The 21,009-nt window shown below is 53.0% G+C and carries 13 protein-coding genes and 2 pseudogenes; 6 read left to right on the top strand and 9 right to left on the bottom strand.

The window, feature by feature from the left end; translation table 11 throughout:
- Positions 1–24: 24 nt before the first annotated feature.
- The 4 genes from GBK04_RS06955 to GBK04_RS06940 form a co-directional block, all read right to left on the bottom strand.
- A complete protein-coding gene (locus GBK04_RS06955; RefSeq protein ID WP_152758089.1) occupies positions 25–1,662 on the bottom strand; it encodes a SusD/RagB family nutrient-binding outer membrane lipoprotein in 1,638 nt (545 codons plus the stop codon).
- Between the two features lie 132 nt (positions 1,663–1,794).
- The gene (locus GBK04_RS06950; protein WP_373330783.1) at positions 1,795–5,202 is read right to left on the bottom strand and encodes a SusC/RagA family TonB-linked outer membrane protein; all 3,408 of its coding nucleotides are present in this window, start codon (positions 5,200–5,202) and stop codon (positions 1,795–1,797) included.
- 74 nt (positions 5,203–5,276) lie between these two features.
- A complete protein-coding gene (locus GBK04_RS06945) occupies positions 5,277–5,456 on the bottom strand; it encodes a hypothetical protein (RefSeq protein WP_152758087.1) in 180 nt (59 codons plus the stop codon).
- Between the two features lie 347 nt (positions 5,457–5,803).
- Complete coding sequence (locus GBK04_RS06940; protein ID WP_152758085.1) at positions 5,804–6,346, bottom strand: RNA polymerase sigma factor; 543 nt, start codon at positions 6,344–6,346, stop codon at positions 5,804–5,806.
- Positions 6,347–6,668: 322 nt separating this feature from the next.
- On the opposite strand from GBK04_RS06940, the gene GBK04_RS06935 reads away from it, so the two are divergent.
- On the top strand, positions 6,669–7,898 hold the full coding sequence (locus tag GBK04_RS06935; RefSeq protein WP_373330782.1) for a sialidase family protein: 1,230 nt from the start codon (positions 6,669–6,671) through the stop codon (positions 7,896–7,898).
- Between the two features lie 55 nt (positions 7,899–7,953).
- Positions 7,954–10,170 (top strand): hypothetical protein, encoded by a 2,217-nt coding sequence (locus GBK04_RS06930; protein ID WP_152758083.1) that lies wholly within the window; start codon positions 7,954–7,956, stop codon positions 10,168–10,170.
- Positions 10,171–10,184: 14 nt separating this feature from the next.
- Here the strand turns inward: GBK04_RS06930 and GBK04_RS06925 are convergent, their stop codons facing one another.
- Positions 10,185–10,721, bottom strand: coding sequence for a hypothetical protein (locus GBK04_RS06925; RefSeq protein WP_152758081.1), 537 nt, complete (start codon positions 10,719–10,721; stop codon positions 10,185–10,187).
- Between the two features lie 51 nt (positions 10,722–10,772).
- On the opposite strand from GBK04_RS06925, the pseudogene GBK04_RS30415 reads away from it, so the two are divergent.
- From GBK04_RS30415 to GBK04_RS06915, 3 genes and pseudogenes are all read left to right on the top strand, one after another.
- Positions 10,773–11,384: pseudogene (locus GBK04_RS30415) on the top strand (PorP/SprF family type IX secretion system membrane protein); the annotation flags it as partial.
- Positions 11,321–11,803: a type IX secretion system membrane protein PorP/SprF gene (locus GBK04_RS30410; RefSeq protein ID WP_373331444.1), complete on the top strand. Its 483-nt coding sequence runs from the start codon at positions 11,321–11,323 to the stop codon at positions 11,801–11,803. The pseudogene GBK04_RS30415 and the gene GBK04_RS30410, both read left to right, overlap by 64 nt.
- An 88-nt stretch (positions 11,804–11,891) precedes the next feature.
- A complete protein-coding gene (locus GBK04_RS06915; protein WP_152758077.1) occupies positions 11,892–13,097 on the top strand; it encodes a cation:proton antiporter in 1,206 nt (401 codons plus the stop codon).
- Here GBK04_RS06915 and GBK04_RS06910 read toward each other — a convergent pair.
- Positions 13,083–13,406: a hypothetical protein gene (locus tag GBK04_RS06910; RefSeq protein WP_152758075.1), complete on the bottom strand. Its 324-nt coding sequence runs from the start codon at positions 13,404–13,406 to the stop codon at positions 13,083–13,085. The two genes, GBK04_RS06915 and GBK04_RS06910, sit on opposite strands and share 15 nt — an antisense overlap.
- A gap of 201 nt (positions 13,407–13,607) precedes the next feature.
- Here GBK04_RS06910 and nhaD point away from each other — a divergent pair.
- Positions 13,608–14,896, top strand: a pseudogene (gene nhaD / locus GBK04_RS06905) (sodium:proton antiporter NhaD).
- A gap of 111 nt (positions 14,897–15,007) precedes the next feature.
- Here nhaD and GBK04_RS06900 read toward each other — a convergent pair.
- The 3 genes from GBK04_RS06900 to GBK04_RS06890 are packed head-to-tail and all read right to left on the bottom strand — an operon-like array spanning position 15,008 to position 21,002.
- Positions 15,008–15,970: a DUF1735 domain-containing protein gene (locus GBK04_RS06900; RefSeq protein ID WP_152758073.1), complete on the bottom strand. Its 963-nt coding sequence runs from the start codon at positions 15,968–15,970 to the stop codon at positions 15,008–15,010.
- A 59-nt stretch (positions 15,971–16,029) separates the two neighbouring features.
- Positions 16,030–17,829, bottom strand: coding sequence for a RagB/SusD family nutrient uptake outer membrane protein (locus GBK04_RS06895; RefSeq protein WP_152758071.1), 1,800 nt, complete (start codon positions 17,827–17,829; stop codon positions 16,030–16,032).
- 11 nt (positions 17,830–17,840) lie between these two features.
- Positions 17,841–21,002 (bottom strand): SusC/RagA family TonB-linked outer membrane protein, encoded by a 3,162-nt coding sequence (locus tag GBK04_RS06890; protein WP_152758069.1) that lies wholly within the window; start codon positions 21,000–21,002, stop codon positions 17,841–17,843.
- Positions 21,003–21,009: the final 7 nt, after the last annotated feature.

Below are 21,009 nucleotides of genomic sequence, written 5' to 3'. Positions count from 1 at the left end.
CCATTTAACCACTAACCTATCGAATTACCAGGGCTTGCCCGTACCTTGAATGAGCCAGGGCTTCGACCAGGCACTGTTTTTGTTATCCGCCTGAGAATAGTTTGTCACTTCCAGCTTGTCCAGGGCGGCAGTGGCATTGGCTTTATTGATGTTCAATTCGTCCTGCATGTAGTAGAAACGAACGGGTAGCACGGAGCGTTTGGCCGCGGGGCCTGCCTTCAGGGCCGGGAAGCCGGTGCGCCGGAAATCGAACCACGCCTCGGTGGCAGCCGTCCAGCTGGCGATCCACTTTTGTTCCATGATTTGCTGTAGGGTACCCTTGTAGGCTACGTTGGGCTGGGCGATGTACTCGGCATATTTCCCTCCGACACCCCAGGTCGTGAGGGAGTTCTGGATACCGGCTTCGTAGTGGGCTTTGGCATCGCCAGCGGCCCAGCCTTTCAGAGCGGCTTCGGCCAGGATGAAATGTACCTCGGCGGCGGAAATCAACCGGGCTTTCAGCAAAGGACCTTTGGCTTGCTTGTAGATGTCGTTCAGGAACGATACATGCGGGTTGAAGGAAGTCTGACCGGGCGTTGGGTTGAGGTTATAGGCCGAAGGTAACGCCGAAAAACTTGGTGGCAGCCCCACGTATTCAGGGTCGGTGTCTATTACCGTATTGCCCACTTTATCAGGCGAAAGCATCCGCTTGCCATTTACGATCTTATCAGTTCCGGCGGGTAGGGTAGCATCCACCACCAGGGGTACTTCTACTTTATTTGCCCAAACACCCAACCGGGGATCATTTTTGGCTTGCAGCGACTCGACTAAGGTAGACGCCATTTTGATGCGGCGGTAGTTGCTGCCGCTTGCGTCAAATACGGAGTTGGCAGGCCAGGACGTACCGTCGCTCGTGCCGGGGAATGCCATGGTGGCGTCCTCGGTGCTCTTGGTAATGATGGGGTACTTGGCAGCATCAGAAACAATTTTCTCAATGCCCGCTTTGGCTACATCGGCCTTTTTGGCCGAGATGCGCATGAAATAGCGCAGGGCCAGCGAATTGGCGAACTTTTGCCAGGCCGCCGGGTTACCGGCATAGTACACGTCCACATTGTCCACGATTCCCGAATACTCACTCTTGGGCTTGGCGAGCAAACCATTGGCTTTTTCCAGATCGGCCAGGATACCGGTATAAATCGCTTCCTGGCTGTCGAAGGCGGGTAGGATATTTTCGGTTCCGCCCAATTCGCCATTCAGCGCACTGGAATAGGGGGCGTCGCCCCACAGGTCGGTGATGAGGCCGAACATGAATGCCCGCATGACCAGTGCCACGCCCTGGTGAAACTCAAAATTGGTTTCCACGGCCCGCTGGTACAGCAGGTCGTTGTTGCGCAGGATGTCATAATAGCCGCTCCAGCTCTGGTTCGACCAGTCGTAGTCGTTGTGTCCGCTCGACCAGGCGTCCTTTTGGGTATGCTGTACCACGCCCGCGATGTCCTGGTAGCCCAGGTTGGTGTATAGTTTTGCCGCTTCGGTAAGTACCGTGGGCATAATCAGGTTGGGGTTCACCTGGCTGGATTCCACGCCGTTCGGGTTTTCGTTGAGTTCCGTAAGGTCTTTACAGGAAAAAAACGAAGTGAGCAACACCAGAAAAACGAGGTATTTTTTGTTGGATGTTTTCATTTCTTTAGAGCTTATGGCTGTTAGCTGATCGCTAGTAGCCTTTTTGATAAATAGTGGTCAAGATTCCTTAGGGAAGCAGAGAGAGCTATCAGCGGAACGCCGCCCGGCCATCAGCCAATAGCCATCTGCTACTCAAAACGTTAGATTCAGCTTCACACCTACGGGAATCACCCAGGGAATTACATTGTAACGCTCGATCCCCTGCTTGAACTGCGTACCTGCCTGCGCGCCGGATTCCTGCTGGAAAGCCATCTCGGGGTCAACCCCGATTTTGGCCTTCGTCCACAGAATGATGTTACGGCTGTACACGGCAATGCTGGCATTCTGCATTTTGAGCTTTTTAGTCAGCGAATTGGGTAGGCTGTAAGCCAGCGAAATCTCGCGCATCTTTACAAAAGAGGCATCGAAAGTAGCGGCCCGCGTAAAGTCCCAGGGGTAGTTGTCGCCGTAGGGGATATACTTGGTGTCGGCACCACCGAGGTTCTCGGTGTAGCCCACGATCTGCCCTTCGGCGTTGTATTGGGCAATAACGCCCGGATTGAACACCGCGTAGGGGTAGGTGTTGCCGCCGTATTCGAAGGGGTACCCGCCGTACTCTTCCGTAGGCCCGCCCACAATGTTGAAATGGTTGCCGTTGACCTTAATCAGCTCATCCGCATTGGCTTTCAGGTAGCTCACCAGCGCGTCGCCGGTCAGGCCATTGGGGTTGATCAGGTTGTCGAGAAAACGCTGCGTCTTCAGATCCGACTCGGCGTAACGGTAGGTTTGCGAAACGAAGTCGCCGCCGTTGCGCCAGTCGAAGGACATGTTCAGTGTGAACGCTTTGTAAGACAAGGCTACCTGACCGCCCATGATGAATTTGGGGTTGAAGTTGCCAATCTTATTCCGCGTGTTACTGGCGCTAATGCTCTGCCACGAACCGTTTTCGTCCAGGATGGGGTACCCATAGTAGGGAGAAGTTTTGTCCGTCACCGTCACGAGTTCTGAATCGTAGATATCGCCGATTTTTTCACCCACGTAGGTCCAGGCACCACCCTTGGCGTCGGTCCAGAGGGTGTAGAAATTCAGGCCATCCGAGAGCTCCTTGATGGTGGTCGTGTTGCGCGAAATGTTGGTATTGATGTCGAGCCGCCACCCGTTTTTGTCGACGGGGGTACCCCCTACGGCCAGTTCAACTCCCTTGCTGACCAGCAAGCCGGCGTTGATATTCTTGGTCGTAAAGCCGGTAGACGGAGGTAGCTTCGTGGGGATAATCTGGTTGCGGTTCTCGACCATGTAGTAGGTACCCGATACGCGCAGTCGGTTGCGGAACATCGCCAGGTCGACGCCTGCTTCGTAGGAGGTGGCAATTTCGGGCTTCAGGTCGGGCAGCAGGATATTGCCCGATTTCGACAACCGCGTGATATCGCCCCAGGCTTCGGCGTTACCGAGCGTATTCAGCAGGGAGTAGGGGCTGGTGTCGTTACCTACCTGCGCTACGCCGCCCCGAATTTTCAGAAGATTGATCGAGTTGGAAAACGGAATCATCTCGTTGAGCAGCACACTCAGCGAAGCCGAGGGATAGAAGTACGAGCGGTTCTCCTTGGGCAGCGTACTCGACCAGTCGTTGCGGGCAGTTACGTCCAGGTACACCATGTCCTTATAACCGAAGTTAGCCAGTCCATACACGCTATATACGGCGCGTTGGGTTTTGTAGCTGCTGTATTGAATGTTGGCCTGCGAAATATTCTGCAACGTGAACAGTCCCGGAATTACCAGGCCCGACTTGGTTTTGCTGGCGTTGTTGACATCCGATGTCTTCTGGTAGCGGCTGTTCCCCCCGGCGGATACCGATATGTGGAAATCACCCAGCGGTTTGGCGTAGGTAGCCAGGAAGTCGGCGTTGCGCTCGAAGCGTTGCAGGTCGATGACTCCGTACGCACCGCGTGGCTCACCCGTGTAGCTGTTGCCGATTTTGGTTTCGCGCTGTTCGTTGTAGGTATCCAGTGAGATACGCCCCATCAGGCTAAACTCGGGGGTAATCTGGTAATCGGCCTTCATGTTGCCAAATACCCGGTCGCGGACAAAGCTATTGTTGACTTCGTAAGCCAGGAAATAGGGGTTGTTGTAGTTTTTGATATCCTGAGATCTCTGCTGTATGCCCTCTTGACCGGGAATCCAGTAATCTTTCAATTCCAGGATGTCAATATGGGGCGATACCGCGTAGGCCCACTGCATGGGGTTGGTACCCCGGTTGCCCGCCGGACGGTTGTTGGAGTTGTTGCGGCTGACATCCACCATCGTGCTCAACTGGAGTTTGTTGCTAAGCTTCAACGTAGAATTCAACGCCAGCGAGTTCTTGAACAGGTCCGAATTGGGTATGATCCCCTTGTTCTGCAGGTTGGAGTAGGACAAGCGGTACGAGATCACATCGTTGCTATTGGAAATCGACACGCCGTTGGTCGTCGTAATGCCCGTCTGCACGAAGTTGCGTACGTTGTTGGGATGCGACACCAGTTCCGTTGGGATGGGTTTTCCGCTGGCATCCTTCGGGCTATTCCACTGAATGGCCTTGTAGCCTCTGTCCAGTTCGGGACCTGATCCACCCGCCGAGCCTTCGTCGATCATCAGCACTCCACCGGGATAGGGGTTGTTGTCGGGCGTGAAGGGTAGTACGCCGGTCGCGAACTTGGAATGGAAATCAAGGAACTTGTAGGGTTTTTCAAAAACCGTATTTGACGAAATGTTGACCGTCATTTTCTTGGCCTTCGAGCCGTTCTTGGTCGTGATCAGTACAACGCCGTTGCCCGCCCGGGAACCGTAAAGCGCCGCCGCGCTGGGACCCTTCAGAATCGACACACTTTCCACATCGTCGGGGTTCAAATCCGAAATCGCGTTTCCGTAGTCCACCCGGTTGTCGCTGCCGATCTGGCTTACGTTGTTGAGCGTGTTAGTAATGGGTACCCCATCGATCACAAACAAAGGCTGGTTGTCGTTGCTCAGCGAGGTAGCCCCCCGGATCACCATGCTCACCGAAGAGCCCGCACCGCCCGTACTGCTGATGGTCACGCCCGGTACCTTACCCGCCAGGCCGTTCAGCACGTTCTCCTGCGCCACGCGGCTCAGGTCCTTGCCGTCTACTTTGCCTACCGAGTAGCCCAGTGAGCGCTCTTCACGCTTGATGCCCAGCGCGGTGACGACCACCTCATTCAGATTCTCAGCGCTTTCGGCCAGGGCGATGTTGATCACACTCCTGTTGCCGACGGGTACCTCCTGGGACACATACCCGATAAAGGAGAAAACCAGCACGGCCTGATTGTCAGGAACCGACACGGAGAAAGCACCTGAGGCATCGCTTGAGGTACCGGTTTGGGTACCCTTTACCACAATATTGACCCCGGCCAATGAAGAGCCATCGGCCTGCGAGGTAATGGTGCCAGTCACTGTACGCGCGGTAGGAAGCAGCGGATTTGCTCCGGCCACCGAGGTCTCCAGCATGACCAGTAGAAGGGCCAGGAACCCGGCACTCAGCTGGCGTCGAAGTAAACGTATTGCATTCATAAGGATTGGGATAAAGGTGAAATTTTAGTTGAATACGTATTGGTTTTTGGTTTGACTTACAAAAGGTGATACACTCAGTTTTGCACGGATTTCCGGTCTTGGAGCAACTCGCTGAAATAATTTTCCAGCAATTCCGAGTACTCCTCGGTCATTTGTTCGCGGCCAATCGCCGCAAGCAGTTCGCTCAATTCATCCTCCGATAAGCTATTTTTGATCAACCGATCAATTAAATAGTGAGCTCTCGAATTAGACATTCCCTCGGACGGTATAGGTTGACTTACCTATGATACTGACTGAGTGGGCCATCGTACTATCACGTTCCGATTTTATTTATGTTAATTTTAATCGGATGATTCCTAGGAGCTTATCGGGCGGTTTTTTGCCTGTTCTGTCAAACTGCACCGCCCGCCCTGTAAGGTACAAGGCGGGTGAATAGTGCAGCGCTAACTGGATTAAAGAGGAGGGGTGAAGAGAGGGCCGGACTTTTTCTTAAAAAGAAGTTTCGTACAGATCTCAGGAGGCCGGCCGGAAAAGCCCTAGCGTCCGTGTGGAACGTAGATCGTAACCAGGTCAGTTGGGTTAGGTATTTGGGCGAATTTGTTTAATTATAGACCACGATAAGCTGGTCTCTGAGAATTTGCTTGGCTTTCACCAGCTGATTTTTGACCGTATTCTTCGATATTTTCATCAGTTCCGCAATCTCCTGGTACGATTTGCCCTCATAGATATTGAGGAGGATTATTTTCTTACGTTTTTCCGAAAGTCGGGCAATGACGTTCTGTACAAACTGATCGCGCTCATCGTGTCGTATTGCCTCATCGGATTCCGTGCTGTGTTCCATGCGGTTCACGTAGGCTTCCCGTAGCCGCTGGTCTTTTTCCATTCGCTTGAAATGATCGAAAACGAAATTACGCAGGCACGTGAACAGGTAAGAATTGAAGTTCAGGTCGGGCCTGATGTGCGCCCGTTTCTCCCATATTTTTATGAAAACCTCATGCAGGGCGTTCTCCGCTTCTTCCTGGTCTTTCAGCAAGGCGAAACAAAATTTCAGGGCGGGTACCCGGTAGTAGTTGTACAATTCGGCAAAAGCTTCCTGGTCTCCCTCAACCACATTACGGAGCAAAAGTTCACTGGGCTGATTCATAGTCGAAAAGGGTTTGGAACGATAGGTTATGGAACGAAAGAGGGTACACAACAGTCATGGAAAAGTACAATCCAGTACCATTGCAATCATAAACTTACCAGCTTTTTTCAACAGATTCGTCGCATTTTGCGTTAATCTATCTTCAATTTGCGTAAATGTTTGAAAAAACAATAAAAGGTTAATAATCAAGGGTACCAAATTTTACGATGGGGTAACAATGGTGGATAAAATGGTCGTATGCCGACTCCGATCAGGCCGCACAATAGCCCAAATCAGAAGCGGATGAGTAATTAGCCTAGTGAGACCATCAATTTCAATCCCTGTGTTATTTCCAACCCTATTCAATACCCGTACTTATAGGCACCCACTGCGTGGAGTGTTTCTGCTTTTACTCAGCGTTTCGGGAGTAATGGCCCAATCCGGCCGCCTACCTACCCCCAAAGTATCCGAAACGCTTATTTTTCCCGAACAGCCCGACCATACCCACGGCAGTAGCCTGGTGCAACTACCCAACGGCGACATGCTGGCGGCTTGGTTTCAGGGGAGCGGCGAACGCACCGCCGACGATGTACGCATCATGGGCGCGCGACTCAAAAAAGGTACCCGGCAGTGGAGCAGTCCCTTCCTGATGGCCGACACGCCCCACCTGCCCGACTGTAACCCGGTACTTTTCCTCAATCATGAAAAGAAACTTTTCCTGGTGTGGATTGCCGTGCAGGCCAATCAGTGGGAACAGTCCATCCTGCGGGTACGCACGGCCACCAACTACGGCGGCGATGCTGCTCCGGCCTGGGACTGGCAGAACAATATTTTGCTCAAACCCGACGATGCCTTCGCCCGGGAAGTGAAAGCCAGGCTCGACGCCCTGCCTGAGCACGGAATCGGCTGGGCTGGCTATGCGCCCAAATACGACAATATGATCAAGGAAGCTTCCGCGGACCCGGCCAAGCGCAGCATCGGCTGGATGACCCGCATCAAACCGATGCTGTTGGAAAACAGGCGTATTATCCTGCCGCTCTACTCGGATGGGTTTAACCTTTCTCTGATGGCGATTTCGGACGATGATGGCGCTACCTGGCAGCCGAGCCTACCCCTGGTGGGGCGTGGGCCGATTCAACCCGCATTGGCGCGCAAGAAAAACGGTACCCTGGTGGCCTACCTGCGCGATAGTGGCGACTGGCCGCCGCAGGTGCAAACGAGCGAGTCGACTGACAATGGTCAATCCTGGTCGGCGGCTACGAAGACGGATATTCCAAACACGGCGAGTGTGGAGCTGTTGGCCATGCAGGACGGGAACTGGGCCTTTGTAGGAAATGACATCCACGACGGCCGCTATCGGCTGGCGCTGTGGATGTCGGACGATGAGGGTAAATCGTGGCGTTGGAAGACCTACCTCGAGGACAAAGCCAAAGATCAGGGAGGGTACTCCTACCCCTGTCTGATCCAGTCGGACGATGGTCTGCTGCATATCACCTATTCCTGGCACGCCGAAAAGAACCGTAAATCCATCAAGTATGTCGTAGTGAATCCGAAGGCGATTACAGCACGTTGAGCCTGATTTCATAAAATCTCAAAACCTCCTTTTACATCACTCTTCCCCAATCCTCATGCAAAAGACACTTCTCACGATTTGCCTTACCTTCACTTTGTTGTGCTTGAATCACGCCAATTCCTGCGCCCAGCGCGTCTATCAGGACAAACCCTTTCTGCAGGAGTACAGCGTCAAATACTACCTAGATTCTCCCAAAGCGGATTTGAAAGCGGTCGGTGTCGATCGCAATGGCGTGGTCAAGGTACTTTCGTCCAAGGGACTCATGATGCCGCATGGCGGCCAGTTCTTGTATCCGGGTACATTGGTACCCGACGGAAGGTACCGTTTTATCAAGGATAAAAAACTTACGGATATGACACTCTCAGAAAACCAGTTTGTTTTTCTGAGCGACAAGGCCGTGCTGAGCGATGCCTGGGCGGGTTCGTTGTACCAGAGTCACGACCTGGCCAAAGCCGACCACCTGGCCGCTGGGGCGGATTTTACGTTTCTGGTGTCGGATGGTAGCCAACTGGTGCTTGTATCGAGAGAAAAGAACGTGTGGGAAGGCAAACTGGATAGGGATGAGGTTCAGGAAATCAGGTACCAACCATCCGGGAAGCAGTTTTTTATACTGGGCAAAACCGGCCTGTTTACCTTCTCGACTACTTCTCAGAAACTCACCAAAGTACTGGATGGAAAAAATTTCACGGCCTTCGATGTGGCTAGCGATTCCCGGATCGTCATAGGTACCTCCGAGGGGTACCTGGAATGGAATCCGGCCACCAAAAAATCGACGGTTAAGACCAAACTGCCCGCCACCGACATCACGACCGTGGAGGTGATTGGGGACAAAACCTGGTTCGGTACCTCGCAGGGTGCCTTTGCCGTGGATGCCAAGGGGAAAATCGATTACTACTACGGCGAACGCTGGCTGCCGGGCAATGAGGTGGTGGACATTGCCAAGGGTACCGATAATTCCGTCTTCATCCTGACGAAGGCAGGGTTGAGCGAATTGATTTTCAAATCCATGACCCTGGCCGATAAAGCAAAATTCTACGACCAGCAGGTGCGTACGCGCCACATTCGCGACGGCTTCAATGCCTCGCTCTCGCGCATGGAAAAAGGGAACCTAGCCACGGGGTACCTCTCGGACTCCGACAACGACGGTCTGTGGACGAGCATGTACCTGGGGGGTGAAATTTTCCGCTACAAGGTCACCAAATCCGCCGAGGCCCTGCAAAATTGCCGCGAAGCGCTGGATGCGATGGAGCGGCTTTACACCGTCAATCCAATCCCGGGTTTTCCTTCGCGCTCCTTTGAGCGGCGCGGCTACATCGATCAATTGTCCGATCCCGATCGCTGGCAGCACTCCGACAATCCCGAGTGGGACTGGAAAGCTACCACGAGCAGCGACGAGGTGATCGGCCACATGTTCGCCTTCGGTGCCATGGCCGAGCTGGTGGATGCGCCCGATCTGAAAAAACGCGCCATTGCCCTGATGGATACCCTGATGGACCATATCGTGGTCCACGATCTCTACCTGATCGATTATAACGGCAAGCCCACGCAATGGGGCAAGTGGAATCCGGCCTATGTAAATAATTTTCCGACCGACGTAGGTGACCGTAAGCTGAATTCGTCCAACATTATTGCCATGCTGCAAACGGCCTATCATTTTACCAAAAAAGAAAAATATAAGAAAAAGGCGTTTGAACTGATGCAGCAGCATGGGTACCTCGAAAACCTGATGCGCCCCATGGAACAGATCGGGAAAGCGCCCGAAGGGGCCGATGCGTACAGCAAGATGCTATCGGAAGGCTGGAACCACTCCGACGACGAAATGTACTTCGTAGGCTACTGGGGCCTGTACCGCTATGCCTTCAACGATACCCTGAAAGCCAAGTACAAGCAGGCGATCCTGGACCACTGGCAGGCCGAACGCCCCGAAAAAGAGGGTGCGTGGAATATTTTTACAGCCCTGACCGGCGTACAGAATTTCGACCTGAATGAAGCGGTATGGTACCTGAAGGAATATCCGCTGGATCTGATCGATTGGGCTGTAAAAAACAGCCACCGGAAAGATATTGAGCTTATGAAACCCAACTTCCGCAACCAGACCACCACCGAAGTGCTGCCTCCCGACGAACGGCCTATTCAACGGCACAATGGCAACACCTTCACGCTGGACCGCACGGGTGGCAATGGTACCTCCGAGCACAGCGCGGGTGATATTTGGCTGCTACCCTACTGGATGGGCCGCTACCTGGGTGTCATTAGTGCGCCGGTAAAGTAGAAGGTACCCCCTGACTAATGCTGAAACCGGTCTTGTAAAGTTGCCGGAATACGACGATATAGACTGTCCACAATGGACCGCAGTAATTCGGGGGGCGCATTATGGTCGAAAGTATCGGAGGTATACGTCGTGTCGCTCGTCACGACAGTCAACGTTGCGTGCAGGGCGGCATCGACCTGGTGTTTCTTGCTCAGAATGGGAATTTCAGCCAGGCTGGACACAGGCAGATTTTGTAGCTGCTGCGTCAAGTCTTGCCAGCTTTTAGATGGGGTAGGGGTAGTTTCTTGGGCATCGTTGATCCGCACCGTCGTTTGGGTGGGCGTCACCTCGATACTCCGGTTGGTACCCCGGGTGAATTCGGTAAGGCGGATGTTTTCTATAGTACCTGAATCGTCCATTGACTTTGGCCGGCAGGCGGGCTCGGGAGAAATTAACAGAATGAGGTAGGTTGACAAAAGCAGGGGAAAGCGCATGAACGGGACAGAAAAAGGCGAGGTGAAATACAGACTTTCCTGAAAACGCTTCGACTCTAACAAAAGTGCGTTTGTCATTCCGACTCGGCTTGGTTTTTGCTCTCCATTCCATGTAGCTGATTTTAGTGCATGGGAAAAAATAGAGTTGGAATTAGGGTTAGGGTCTGGTTGGTGCTGGGATGTAGTGGGTTAATGGGTGGAGTGATGCAAGCTCAGCAGTTGCCGCAGGGTACCTTATACACCATGAACCCTTATGTGGTAAATCCCGCCCTGTCGGGAGCCTATGATTTTGCCGATGTCCGGCTCAGCTACCGTCGCCAGTGGCAGGGGCTGGACGATGCTCCCAACACAGCGTATATCACTGCCCATACCCCCGTTGGTTTTGGTGATAAAATAACGGGTGCGGCGCGCACTCCCCGCTACGCCGGAGGAACCACCCGGTTTCCTGCCCCGCCCGTAGGTACCTGGCGCTGGGGGGCAGGAATGGTGCTGCTGGCCGACCGGACCGGACCCACCGAGCGCAACATCGGCCAACTCACGGGGGCGGCCCACGTTAGCCTGCCCGGGGAGTGGCAACTCTCGGTGGGGCTCGGCGCGGGCGTATTGCAGTATGTCCTGCGGTTTGACCGTATTCAAACGGCCAATCCTTCCGATCCCATTTTGCCCGCGGGTCGTGTATCACAATTGAAACCCTATTTTTCGGCGGGCTTGCTGGCCCGGAAAGGGAATTTCTGGGGTGGTGCCTCGGTGCTTTCACCCACGGCCGTTTCCTTATCCTATGCTACCCCGTCGGGGGTAAGGCTGCCGGCAAACTTGTTCCCCACTACTACCTCACCGCCGCCTACCGCCTCGAACTGGCGGAGGAGTGGGTCATGTTTCAGCAGCTATGGTTCAAAAAAGCCGGTCCCGCATCTCCTTCGCTGGATGCACAGGTACGCCTACAGTATGCCGACCGCGTGTGGGGAGGCCTCCAGTATCGTCACAAAGATAGCCTGGGCGGCGTGCTGGGTATGGCCCTCACGAGCGACCTCACGCTCAGCTACGCCTACGAATATCCCCTATCATCCATTAGCTCGGTTTCGACCGGAAGCCACGAAGTCCTACTAGGCTTCCGGTTCAACAACCGAGCCGCTGTTTATTGCCCTCCTATGGGTTGGTAGATTTTATCGGTGAGTGCCATACAAACGCCCGTTTTAGGGCCAATTTTCGTATTATTGCACTCTACCCGCTAAACCACAGTCCGTATTTATGGATATTTCCATATTAATTATTATCCTCAGTTGTTCGGTACTGTTATCGTACGCGTTCGACCTGATCAGCAGCCGGACAAAGCTCCCCTCGGTGGTGCTGCTGCTGGCTACGGGGATGGTGGCCCGCCAGGTCACCCAATACTTCAACATTACCATTCCGTATGTAGATGTACTGTTGCCTACGCTAGGTACCATCGGTCTGATCCTCATCGTACTGGAAGGGGGGCTCGACCTGGAGTTGAGTGGCGGCAAGCACAAGCTCATTGCCCGTACCTTTGTTTCGGCCCTGCTGGGGCTGGTGCTCAGCATGCTGGTCATTGCGGGGATTTTCTATTTACTGCTGGGCGAGAGCTTTTACAATGCGATGGTTACCGCTACGCCTTTTGCCATCATCAGTAGCGCCGTGGCGATTCCCAGCGTGCGGGGGCTTGACAACCGGCGGCGCGAATACATGGTGTACGAGTCGTCGCTGTCGGATATTCTGGGGCTGATGCTATTTAATATCCTGGTCATCCCGAGTGGTTCGGGCTGGGAGTCGGCCGGAAAATTTTTTCAAAGTACCCTGCTGATTGTCGTCATATCGGTCATCTGCTGTTTCGTGCTTCTGTACCTGATCAGCCGCATCAGCCACCACGTCAAGTACCTGCCCATCATTTCGGCCTTGTTTATTATTTATGCCGTCGGCAAAATCTACCACCTTTCGTCATTGCTGGCCATTTTGGTCTTTGGCCTGTTTCTGAACAATACCGAACTTTTTGTGCGGGGAAAACTTGACAATTTCTTCAAAAACGATCTGTTCGAAGAAGAACTCGAACAATTCAAGAACCTGACCGCCGAGAGCGCCTTTATCATCCGTACGTTTTTTTTCCTGATTTTCGGCTACGCCACCAATATCAACGAACTGCTCGATTTTGACGCCTGGATCGTGAGCGGCCTTATTTTGCTGGCCATTCTCGGTACCCGTTACCTGACACTCGCCACTACCTTCAAGGGGAATTTGAGCCCGCTGCTGTACATCGCCCCCCGAGGACTGATTACCGTTTTGCTCTTCCTGACCATCCCGCCCCAGTACATGGTAAAGGGATTCCGGGAGGGTATTCTGATGATCACAGTCATCATGACCGCCCTGACGATGATGGTAGCCGTAATGAGCTACCGCAAACCCGTCGAGGAGGAAGAACATGAGGAATTAGATGTACTGTAAAAATGCCCAATTGGGGCGTAGTCGCAAGTAATCAGCGGAGGTTTCATGCCGGAAAGCCTCACGCTCAAACGAAATGGCGCGGTAGGCGCGGTAGTGATTCCGGTAATGGAGTAAATGAATAAGGTACTCGGTCAGATACCAGACATAAAACAGAATAAAACCCATCTCAAGCTGCTGCCGCAAATGGATGCGCTCGTGATTGAGCAATATCCAACCGGGGCGGTCGCTTTTCACGAGTACTAACGGAAAGAGCGCCATGCCTTCTACCCATAAAAACGATACCCGTACGACAAAGCCTTTAAATGCCATAAAGATGACTGAATTCCAGATTATAGATTCTGGACTTTGTTTGAAACTTCAAGCGGATAGAGCGGCCTGCTCCTTGCTTCCTGCCTTCGAATATACCCACTAAGCTTGGTAAACTCCAACGGATTGAATTCGATTAGTAACCAATAAACTTTTTTTCTTCCAATAACTTACAACTCTAAATTCAAAACTTTTAATTCCTTTATGCTCACTACTATTGTCATTATTTTTGTTGTCGGATACCTTGCCATTGCCCTTGAAGAACCCCTCCGCGTAAATAAAACCGCTTCCGCCCTCATCACAGGGGTACTTTGCTGGACGGCCTACGTACTATATAGTTCTGATACCGAACACGTCGTGGATGCCCTGTCGGAACATCTGGGCTCCATCTCCGAAATCCTGTTTTTCCTGCTCGGAGCCATGACGATCGTCGAGTTGATCGATGCTCACGAAGGCTTCGCCATTATTACCGAGCGCATCAAAACGCGGAATCCGGTGTACCTGCTCTGGATCATCTGTATCCTCACCTTCTTCCTGTCGGCCCTGCTCGACAACCTGACTACCTCGATCGTGATGGTATCGCTCTTGCGGAAAATCATGCCCGAATCGGAGCAGCGCAAGCTGATGGCGGGGATGATCATCATCGCGGCCAACTCCGGGGGCGCGTGGTCGCCCATCGGGGATGTGTCCACGACGATGCTCTGGATCGGCGGGCAGGTGACCACTACGGCTCTTATTACTAATCTGATCCTGCCCAGCATGGTATCGCTGGCCGCGCCGCTGCTGTACATGACCTTTGCCATGAAAGGTAGTCTGAAAGCACTTCCGGTCTTATCGGGTGAGAGTGCCGCGCCTAGTTTCGACGCCGAGAATGGTGTTTCGCGTAATCAGGGAAGGCTGATGCTGGTAGCGGGGGTAATTGGACTTTTGTTCGTTCCTTTTTTCAAAACCGTCACGCACCTACCCCCTACATGGGGATGTTGCTGTCGTTGGGTTCACTCTGGGTACTTTCCGAAATCCTGCATAAGGATAAGGACGAAGAAGACCGCCTGCCCTACACCCCGGCTTACGCGCTGAGCAAGATCGACGTACCCAGCATCTTGTTCTTTCTAGGGATTCTGGCCGCCGTGGGCGTGCTGGAATCGACCCACGTACTGAGCGACCTGGCCACTCAACTGGATGATCTGGTTGGAAACCTGGATGTGATCATAGTCATCATCGGCGTTGTTTCGGCCATCGTCGACAATGTACCCATCGTGGCGGCGGCGATGGGTATGTATGATTTAGGTACCTACCCGACCGACCACAAGCTATGGGAGTTCATGGCCTACTGTGCGGGAACGGGTGGTAGTATGCTGGTGATCGGCTCAGCTGCGGGCGTGGCTGTGATGGGTATCGAAAAACTGGACTTCATCTGGTACCTCAAGCGCATTACTTTGCTGGCTCTGCTAGGATACCTTGCGGGAGCGGGAGTGTATTTGTTGCTGTTTTGAATCGTGATGGAGACGAATCCAGAATATCTTCCTTTATCATAAAAAAGCAGGGGCCGGCATTAAACTTGCCGGCCCCTGCTTTTATAATTTTCCAGCAATGCTGCAAACCCATCAATAATGCGAGGGATTCTCGTCCTGCCATTCGTTGACGCCGTCGCGGATGCGGTTGCGGAACGTGAGCGTGTCGGTGGCGTAGGAGGTGGTACCGTCGGCATTGGAATATTTGTATTTCAGGAACAGCTTCCGATCCTGTAGCAGCTTGGGGCGGTTGAAGGTACTTTCGCCATCGGGCAGCACGTTCACTTTGGAACCGGGTGCCTGGCTGACAATGACTTTATTGCCGTCCAGCGTGATCTGGAAGGAGCCCTTCTGATCGCTAATCAGGTTGGTCACTAGGGCATTGGGGGCCACGGTCGTCAGATTCATCACCTTCACTTCGGGAGAGGGAATAGTCGTGTAGTAGTTTGTTGTTTTCACCACTTTTCCCGTCGAATCTTTCACGGTGGTCACGCCTCCGTGCCAGTAGTTGCCAAACAGCATGTTTTCGTATTTCAACCCAATTACGGCATAACGCTTCTCCATAGCCACGGAATCGGCGTCGGCTGAATTGATATAAAACGGCAGCGCATAGGTGGCAGTAAGGGTAGCCGGATCGGCCAGAAAAGCCGCCGAATCAGCCTTGACGACCACCGAACCCGAATACGAGCCTTTCTGAATAACCAGCTGGTTGTTGCTGGATATGGTGAAATAGTTGGCCGGAAGCGGTTTCAACGCGGTTACCGAGGCCACCGCATTTTTGATATAAGCGGTACCTACCTTCATCGTTTCCAGGATTTCGTTGGTAATCAGCTTATTGTCCATCGTAAAATTGACCAGCCGATCGCGGGTATTGTCACGTACTCCGGCCAGGGCCGCGCCTATCTCAATGGTCATACCTTCCCCCACCACAAACGTACGGACGTCGGTTTGGTACGGGAAATAGATGGCGGTGTAGTCGAAATCCTCGATGTAGTCTTTGTAGCATGAGCTGAGGGCTACCAGAAGGAACAAAAACGGGATAATTTTCTTTTTCATGTTGAATTGAGCGGTTTAAGGATACGCCAATGAATTCTTGATTTTTTTGTATCAGTCAATTATTTCCAGGCGTCCCAGCCTTCGTTTTGCACCAGATTACTCATCCGCAGCACTTCATCGTAAGGAATGGGTAGGTAGGCCGATTTGAACGAGCGCGTTTCGACGGGTACCGTCAGATCGTACGTGAAGGTGTTGTCGTCATTTTTAGTGATTCGGGCCATGTGTACCGGTTTGTTGAGGACATCCAGGCTGGTAGACCAGCGGCGCAGGTCATAAAAGCGCTGCCCCTCGAAACAAAGTTCGAGCCGACGTTCGTTATGGATGAACTCCGTAAAGGCCGCTTTCCCGGCATCGGCTACTTCGGTCAGGTAGGGGTCAGTGGTGAATCCTTTCCCTCCGTCGGGTGTGTCGCGGGAGCGAAGGTACCCCATGGCCTCCTTGGCCGAAAGGCCGTACTTGCTACCGTTGGGCCCTTCCACCTGATTGGCTGCCTCAGCAAAGGCCAGTACCATGTGCGACCAGCGAAGGAAGAACTTGGCGTGCGGCTGCCGGTTGATGGAGTTGTCAGAGAAGTTGAGGCCCATGAAAACCATCTTTTTGATATGGTAATTGGTGCGGCTGTTTACGGGTGGACCGGCGGCATCTTTGCCATTGAGCCAGTTCTCGAACGTATACATGACGTTGGACGTATTGATCTTCACCGCTTTGGCATTATTGTAGAAGATGGTGCTGTAAAAACGTGGATCGCGGTTTTCGTAAGGCTTGGTAGGATCGTATCCGCTTTTGGGATCGGTGATCGGGTAGCCGTTCTTCATCGGAAACGCATCGACCAGTTCCTGCGTGGCACCCACCGAGCCGGTACCCTGGAAGCCTCCCGGGTAGAACATCCTCTCCATGGCGTCGTTGGCGTTCTGGTAACGTGAGCTGAAAATTATACCCGGAAAATTGGGATCGAACCAGTTGACGGCCTTGTTTTTGGTAAAGCCCTTGCTCACAGCGTCGGTGTTCATTTTGAAGTCCATCACTTCCTTGGCATACTTCGCGGCCATGTCCCAGCGGGTCAGGTCATTGCCGGGATTGAACCGGGGACTTGCCCAGGTCAGGTACACCTGGGCCTTGATAGCCCGCGTGGTGATGCCGTCGAAGCGGCCCCAGTACCTTGCGCCGGCGTAGGCGCGGTCGTTGATGTTGGGTACCAGGAAGTCACGGTGGGCGATAGGCAGGTACTTGTAGGCAGAATCGCAATCGGCCAGAATCTGCTTCACGCATTCGTCGTAGGGGCTGCGGGCAAAGTTGACTTCCTTTCCAATATCGACCGGTTCGAGCACGATGGGGTACCCCAACATCTGGCCGTCCATGCCTTTGCCGCCAAATTTTTGTAACAAATCCCACTGAAACCAGGCCCGCAGCGCAAAGGCTTCGCCCTGTAAGCGATTCTTGACCAAGCTGTCCAAATGGATATCGACCAGGAAACGGGTGTTGTAGCCCCGGCGGTCTTTCAGGAACAGATTGACCGAATAAATGGCCCGGTAGTCGCGGTCCCAGTAAGTGCGGAAGGGGTCCTGGCTGGTAGGTAAAGAACCGACCGCCAGGCGCGTTATGTTGTTGGTAGTACTGGTGATGACTACATCGTCGGAGGCACCGTCGAGGTACACCCCTTCGTTGTCGTTGTAGTTGCGGGGCATGAAGTCGTAGCATTGACCCACCAGGCCCTGCACCATGTCCTGATACTGCCAGAGATCTTCCGAATCGCGATTGCCATTGGGGTAGGGGTCGAGATAATCGACGCAGGAAGCCAGCAATGTACCAATCAGAAGAAGGAAAGCGGTGCTTCGTGCACTCTTATACATTGATTTCATAGCGAGTTACGTTAAAAAGTAAGTTTAAGACCCGTGGAAAAAGTCCTGAACAAGGGATTGACCGTCACACCCGAGTTAATGGATTCGGGATCGACATCTTTGATTTTGGAAAGTGTCAGCAGGTTGGCCCCGCGCACATATACCCGCAGGCCGCGAATACCCATGAGATTGCCCGCGCTCAGGGGGACGGTGTAGGCCAGTTCCACGTTTTGAACCTTGAAGAAACCACCGCTTTTCAACCAGAAATCCGATGCCACAAAGTTGTTATTCACTTTGTAGTAGGTCAGGCGGGGATAGTCTCCGCCGATGTTGTCGCGGGTGAAGTTGGAGAAATTATTGTCGCCCCAGCCGTTCCAGAAGTACTTGTTGGTCATAGGAATATCGTAACCCGCCCGTCCGGCACCAATGACCGTCAGATCGAAATTCCGGTAGCCGAGGCGCAGGTTAAGCCCGTAGAAGAGACGGGGCGTGGTGTGGCCGATCTGACTTTGATCGTTGTCGTCCACGACGCCATCGCCGTTTTTATCCAGGTACTTGAGGTCGCCTTGTTGCAGCGTCTCGTCATAAATCTGGGGTACGGCCTGGGTTTCGGCATCACTGGCAAATTTACCCAGGTAGGTCTGACCGTAGTAGGCGTCGACGGGCTGACCGATGCGCGACTGGTAATCGAAGCGATAGTTGGGCTGATCGAATTTCAGGATTTTGCTGTTCTGCACCGTGGCATTGGCCCCGATCGAAAACCGCAAGGCCCCGATTTTGTCTGTATACTGGAGAGACGTTTCCAACCCGTAGTACCTGATTTTGTTGTAGTTGAACCAGGGCCGGGCGTTAGAGATTCCTGCCGTATAGGGAACGGTGTTGAACAATTGGCTCACCATGCCATCGCGAAGATTGTTGTAGTAATTGGCTTCAACCGATATCTTACGGTTAAAGAGCAAAGCATCCAGGCCAATGCTGACTTCCTTGCGCTTTTCCCAGGTCAGGTCGGGATTGCCAATGCGATTGGCGGTGGTACGGTACACGGCGTTGTCGGTGTTGGTGCCAAACCACTGGTTGGTAGAGTAGGGGCCAAAGGCTGAACCCGAAGAATTGACGCCCCAGCGATCCAGGTAGAGGAAAGGCGTCAGGAAGCTTTCGTAACCTATGATACCCGCCTCAGCGCGGAGTTTTAGATAGTTGATCGCTTTTACATTCGAGAGAAAGCTTTCTTCCGAAATCACCCAGCCCAAGCCCGCCGACGGAAACATGGCGTAGCGCTTACTCTTGGCAAAACTATAGGTACCTGCGTAGTTGAGCACACCCTGCACAAAGTACTTGTCTTTCAATGAATAAACGCCCGTCATTACGGCATTTTGCTGGCGCTGGGGTTCCTCGATACCGTTTTTGGATACCTTACCCAAGTAATAGGTTGCCCCAACCTGGACATCATGATTGCCCCATTGCTTTTCGTAGCTCAGATTTTCGTATACCACGAAACGTTGCGAGTAGTAATCGTGGAGCTTGGCTTGCTCGGCCAGGTCGGTTCCGTCGTGTACCTTGGAAAGGCTGATCGTATCGGCACCCGAAGCGGTTACGCCCGGTGTGACGATGTAGGCGATGTAGTTTTCAGCCTTGCCGATACGTACACTGTTGAAAATGTTGAAGCCCACGAAGGTTTTGGATTTCAAACCCGGTATAACTTCCTTCAAATCATAATCGAACGTCAGATTGGATGCCCCTGTGCGTCCGGTTTCATTGTAGTAGCCATTGTGGACCAGATTCCCGATGGGATTGTCGCGGTAAGCGGTATTGGCACTCACCGCATACCAGGGAGCCTGAGCGTTGTCGCCGAAGGCCGCGTAGATCGGGAAAGCGATGGGCGGCGTGTCGGTAATATCGCCGATGGCTGAGTTGAATTCGACCAGATCAAGGGCCGTGTTAACATTGCCATCGTCGCTGGTGAAGTTAGAATTATAGCCGTAGTTGGGTGAACGGCGGATGTTCAGGCCTCCGAAGAAATCGACTTTCACTTTAATCAAATCATTTATTTTAACGTCGATGTTCGAACGGACGTTGATACGGTTGTAATCCGATATCTTGCCCAAGTTGAAAATGTCGCCCTCCCCGTTGTAGCCCAGGTACGCGCCATACTGCACGGTTTCGTTACCGCCCGTTGAGGAAAGGTTGACCCGGCGGAACGATTTGGAATCTTTCAGCATCAACTGCCGGAAATCCACGCTGGGGTACTTGAAACTGTACGGATCGTTTTTGGCATATTCGCTAATGGCCGTATCGTCGTACAAAGGCGCCAGGCCGCTATTCGTGCGGGCCTGGTTGTTCAGCCGGGCGTAATCGGCCCCGGAGGCCCAGCCAGGAAAACGGTCTACCCGGCTGACGCCCTGCTCGGCGTTGACGGTTAGGACGCGCTCGTTGGCCTTGCCGCGCTTGGTCTTGATGTAAATGATGCCGTCCGCACCCCGGGGACCGAGCATGGCTTTACCTACAATATCTTTAATAACCGTGACCGATTCAATTTCCTGCGGGTCGAGGGGCATCTCGGTGATGTCGGTTGGGACGTCGTCTATGATGAAAATCGGACTGCGCCCCCGGGTGGCGAGGCTGATTTTCTCAGTTACCCGAAAATTTCCCAGTTCTTCCTCGGCATTCAGTCCCGTTGAACCATCGCGCTCGATAACTTCGAGGCCAGGTACCAGTCCGGTAAAAGCATTCCGCAGGTCATTAGTGGGATATTTTTCCAAATCGGAGGTTCGCAGTACGCTATAGGCACCCGAGAGTTTGCGCCGTTTGAAATCCATAAAGGGTAGGGGTACCTCATCCTCCGAAGTGTTGAACAGCTTGGACCTTTTAAGCTCCAGCACATTGTTGGCTACCAGGGTACCTACCAATGAAACTGACTTGTGGAAGCCATAGGAACTGACCGTAACGAAGTTCTCAGGCAATGCCTGGAAGGAGAAGGTACCTGTTTCATCCGTTTCAGCATGAATGTTGCCTTCACCTACCACAACGGCAGCGTTAGGAATGGGGTTGCCCTGTTCGTCGGTTACTTTCAGACTGATAGTAACGGGCTTGGCTTTTTTTGCGTTGTTCTGGGCGCTGAGTTCGGAAGTCGCTCCGAGGCAAAGTACCAGCAGTGCCAACACACAACGCAGAGTGTACGGGAAAATTAATCTCATGATGGTC

Origin of the sequence: Salmonirosea aquatica (genome assembly GCF_009296315.1) — a bacterium.
GTDB lineage: Bacteria > Bacteroidota > Bacteroidia > Cytophagales > Spirosomataceae > Salmonirosea > Salmonirosea aquatica.
Note: the sequence above shows the minus strand (reverse complement) of the source record. Positions and strands in the feature narration are given on the sequence as shown.

Coding starts and splice junctions, on each gene's coding strand:
- GBK04_RS06955 (WP_152758089.1), bottom strand. CDS start 1,662: ATGAAAACATCCAACAAAAAATACCTCGTTTTTCTGGTGTTGCTCACT.
- GBK04_RS06945 (WP_152758087.1), bottom strand. CDS start 5,456: ATGTCTAATTCGAGAGCTCACTATTTAATTGATCGGTTGATCAAAAAT.
- GBK04_RS06950 (WP_373330783.1), bottom strand. CDS start 5,202: ATGAATGCAATACGTTTACTTCGACGCCAGCTGAGTGCCGGGTTCCTG.
- GBK04_RS06940 (WP_152758085.1), bottom strand. CDS start 6,346: ATGAATCAGCCCAGTGAACTTTTGCTCCGTAATGTGGTTGAGGGAGAC.
- GBK04_RS06900 (WP_152758073.1), bottom strand. CDS start 15,970: ATGAAAAAGAAAATTATCCCGTTTTTGTTCCTTCTGGTAGCCCTCAGC.
- GBK04_RS06890 (WP_152758069.1), bottom strand. CDS start 21,002: ATGAGATTAATTTTCCCGTACACTCTGCGTTGTGTGTTGGCACTGCTG.
- GBK04_RS06930 (WP_152758083.1), top strand. CDS start 7,954: ATGCAAAAGACACTTCTCACGATTTGCCTTACCTTCACTTTGTTGTGC.
- GBK04_RS06925 (WP_152758081.1), bottom strand. CDS start 10,721: ATGACAAACGCACTTTTGTTAGAGTCGAAGCGTTTTCAGGAAAGTCTG.
- GBK04_RS06910 (WP_152758075.1), bottom strand. CDS start 13,406: ATGGCATTTAAAGGCTTTGTCGTACGGGTATCGTTTTTATGGGTAGAA.
- GBK04_RS06895 (WP_152758071.1), bottom strand. CDS start 17,829: ATGAAATCAATGTATAAGAGTGCACGAAGCACCGCTTTCCTTCTTCTG.
- GBK04_RS06915 (WP_152758077.1), top strand. CDS start 11,892: ATGGATATTTCCATATTAATTATTATCCTCAGTTGTTCGGTACTGTTA.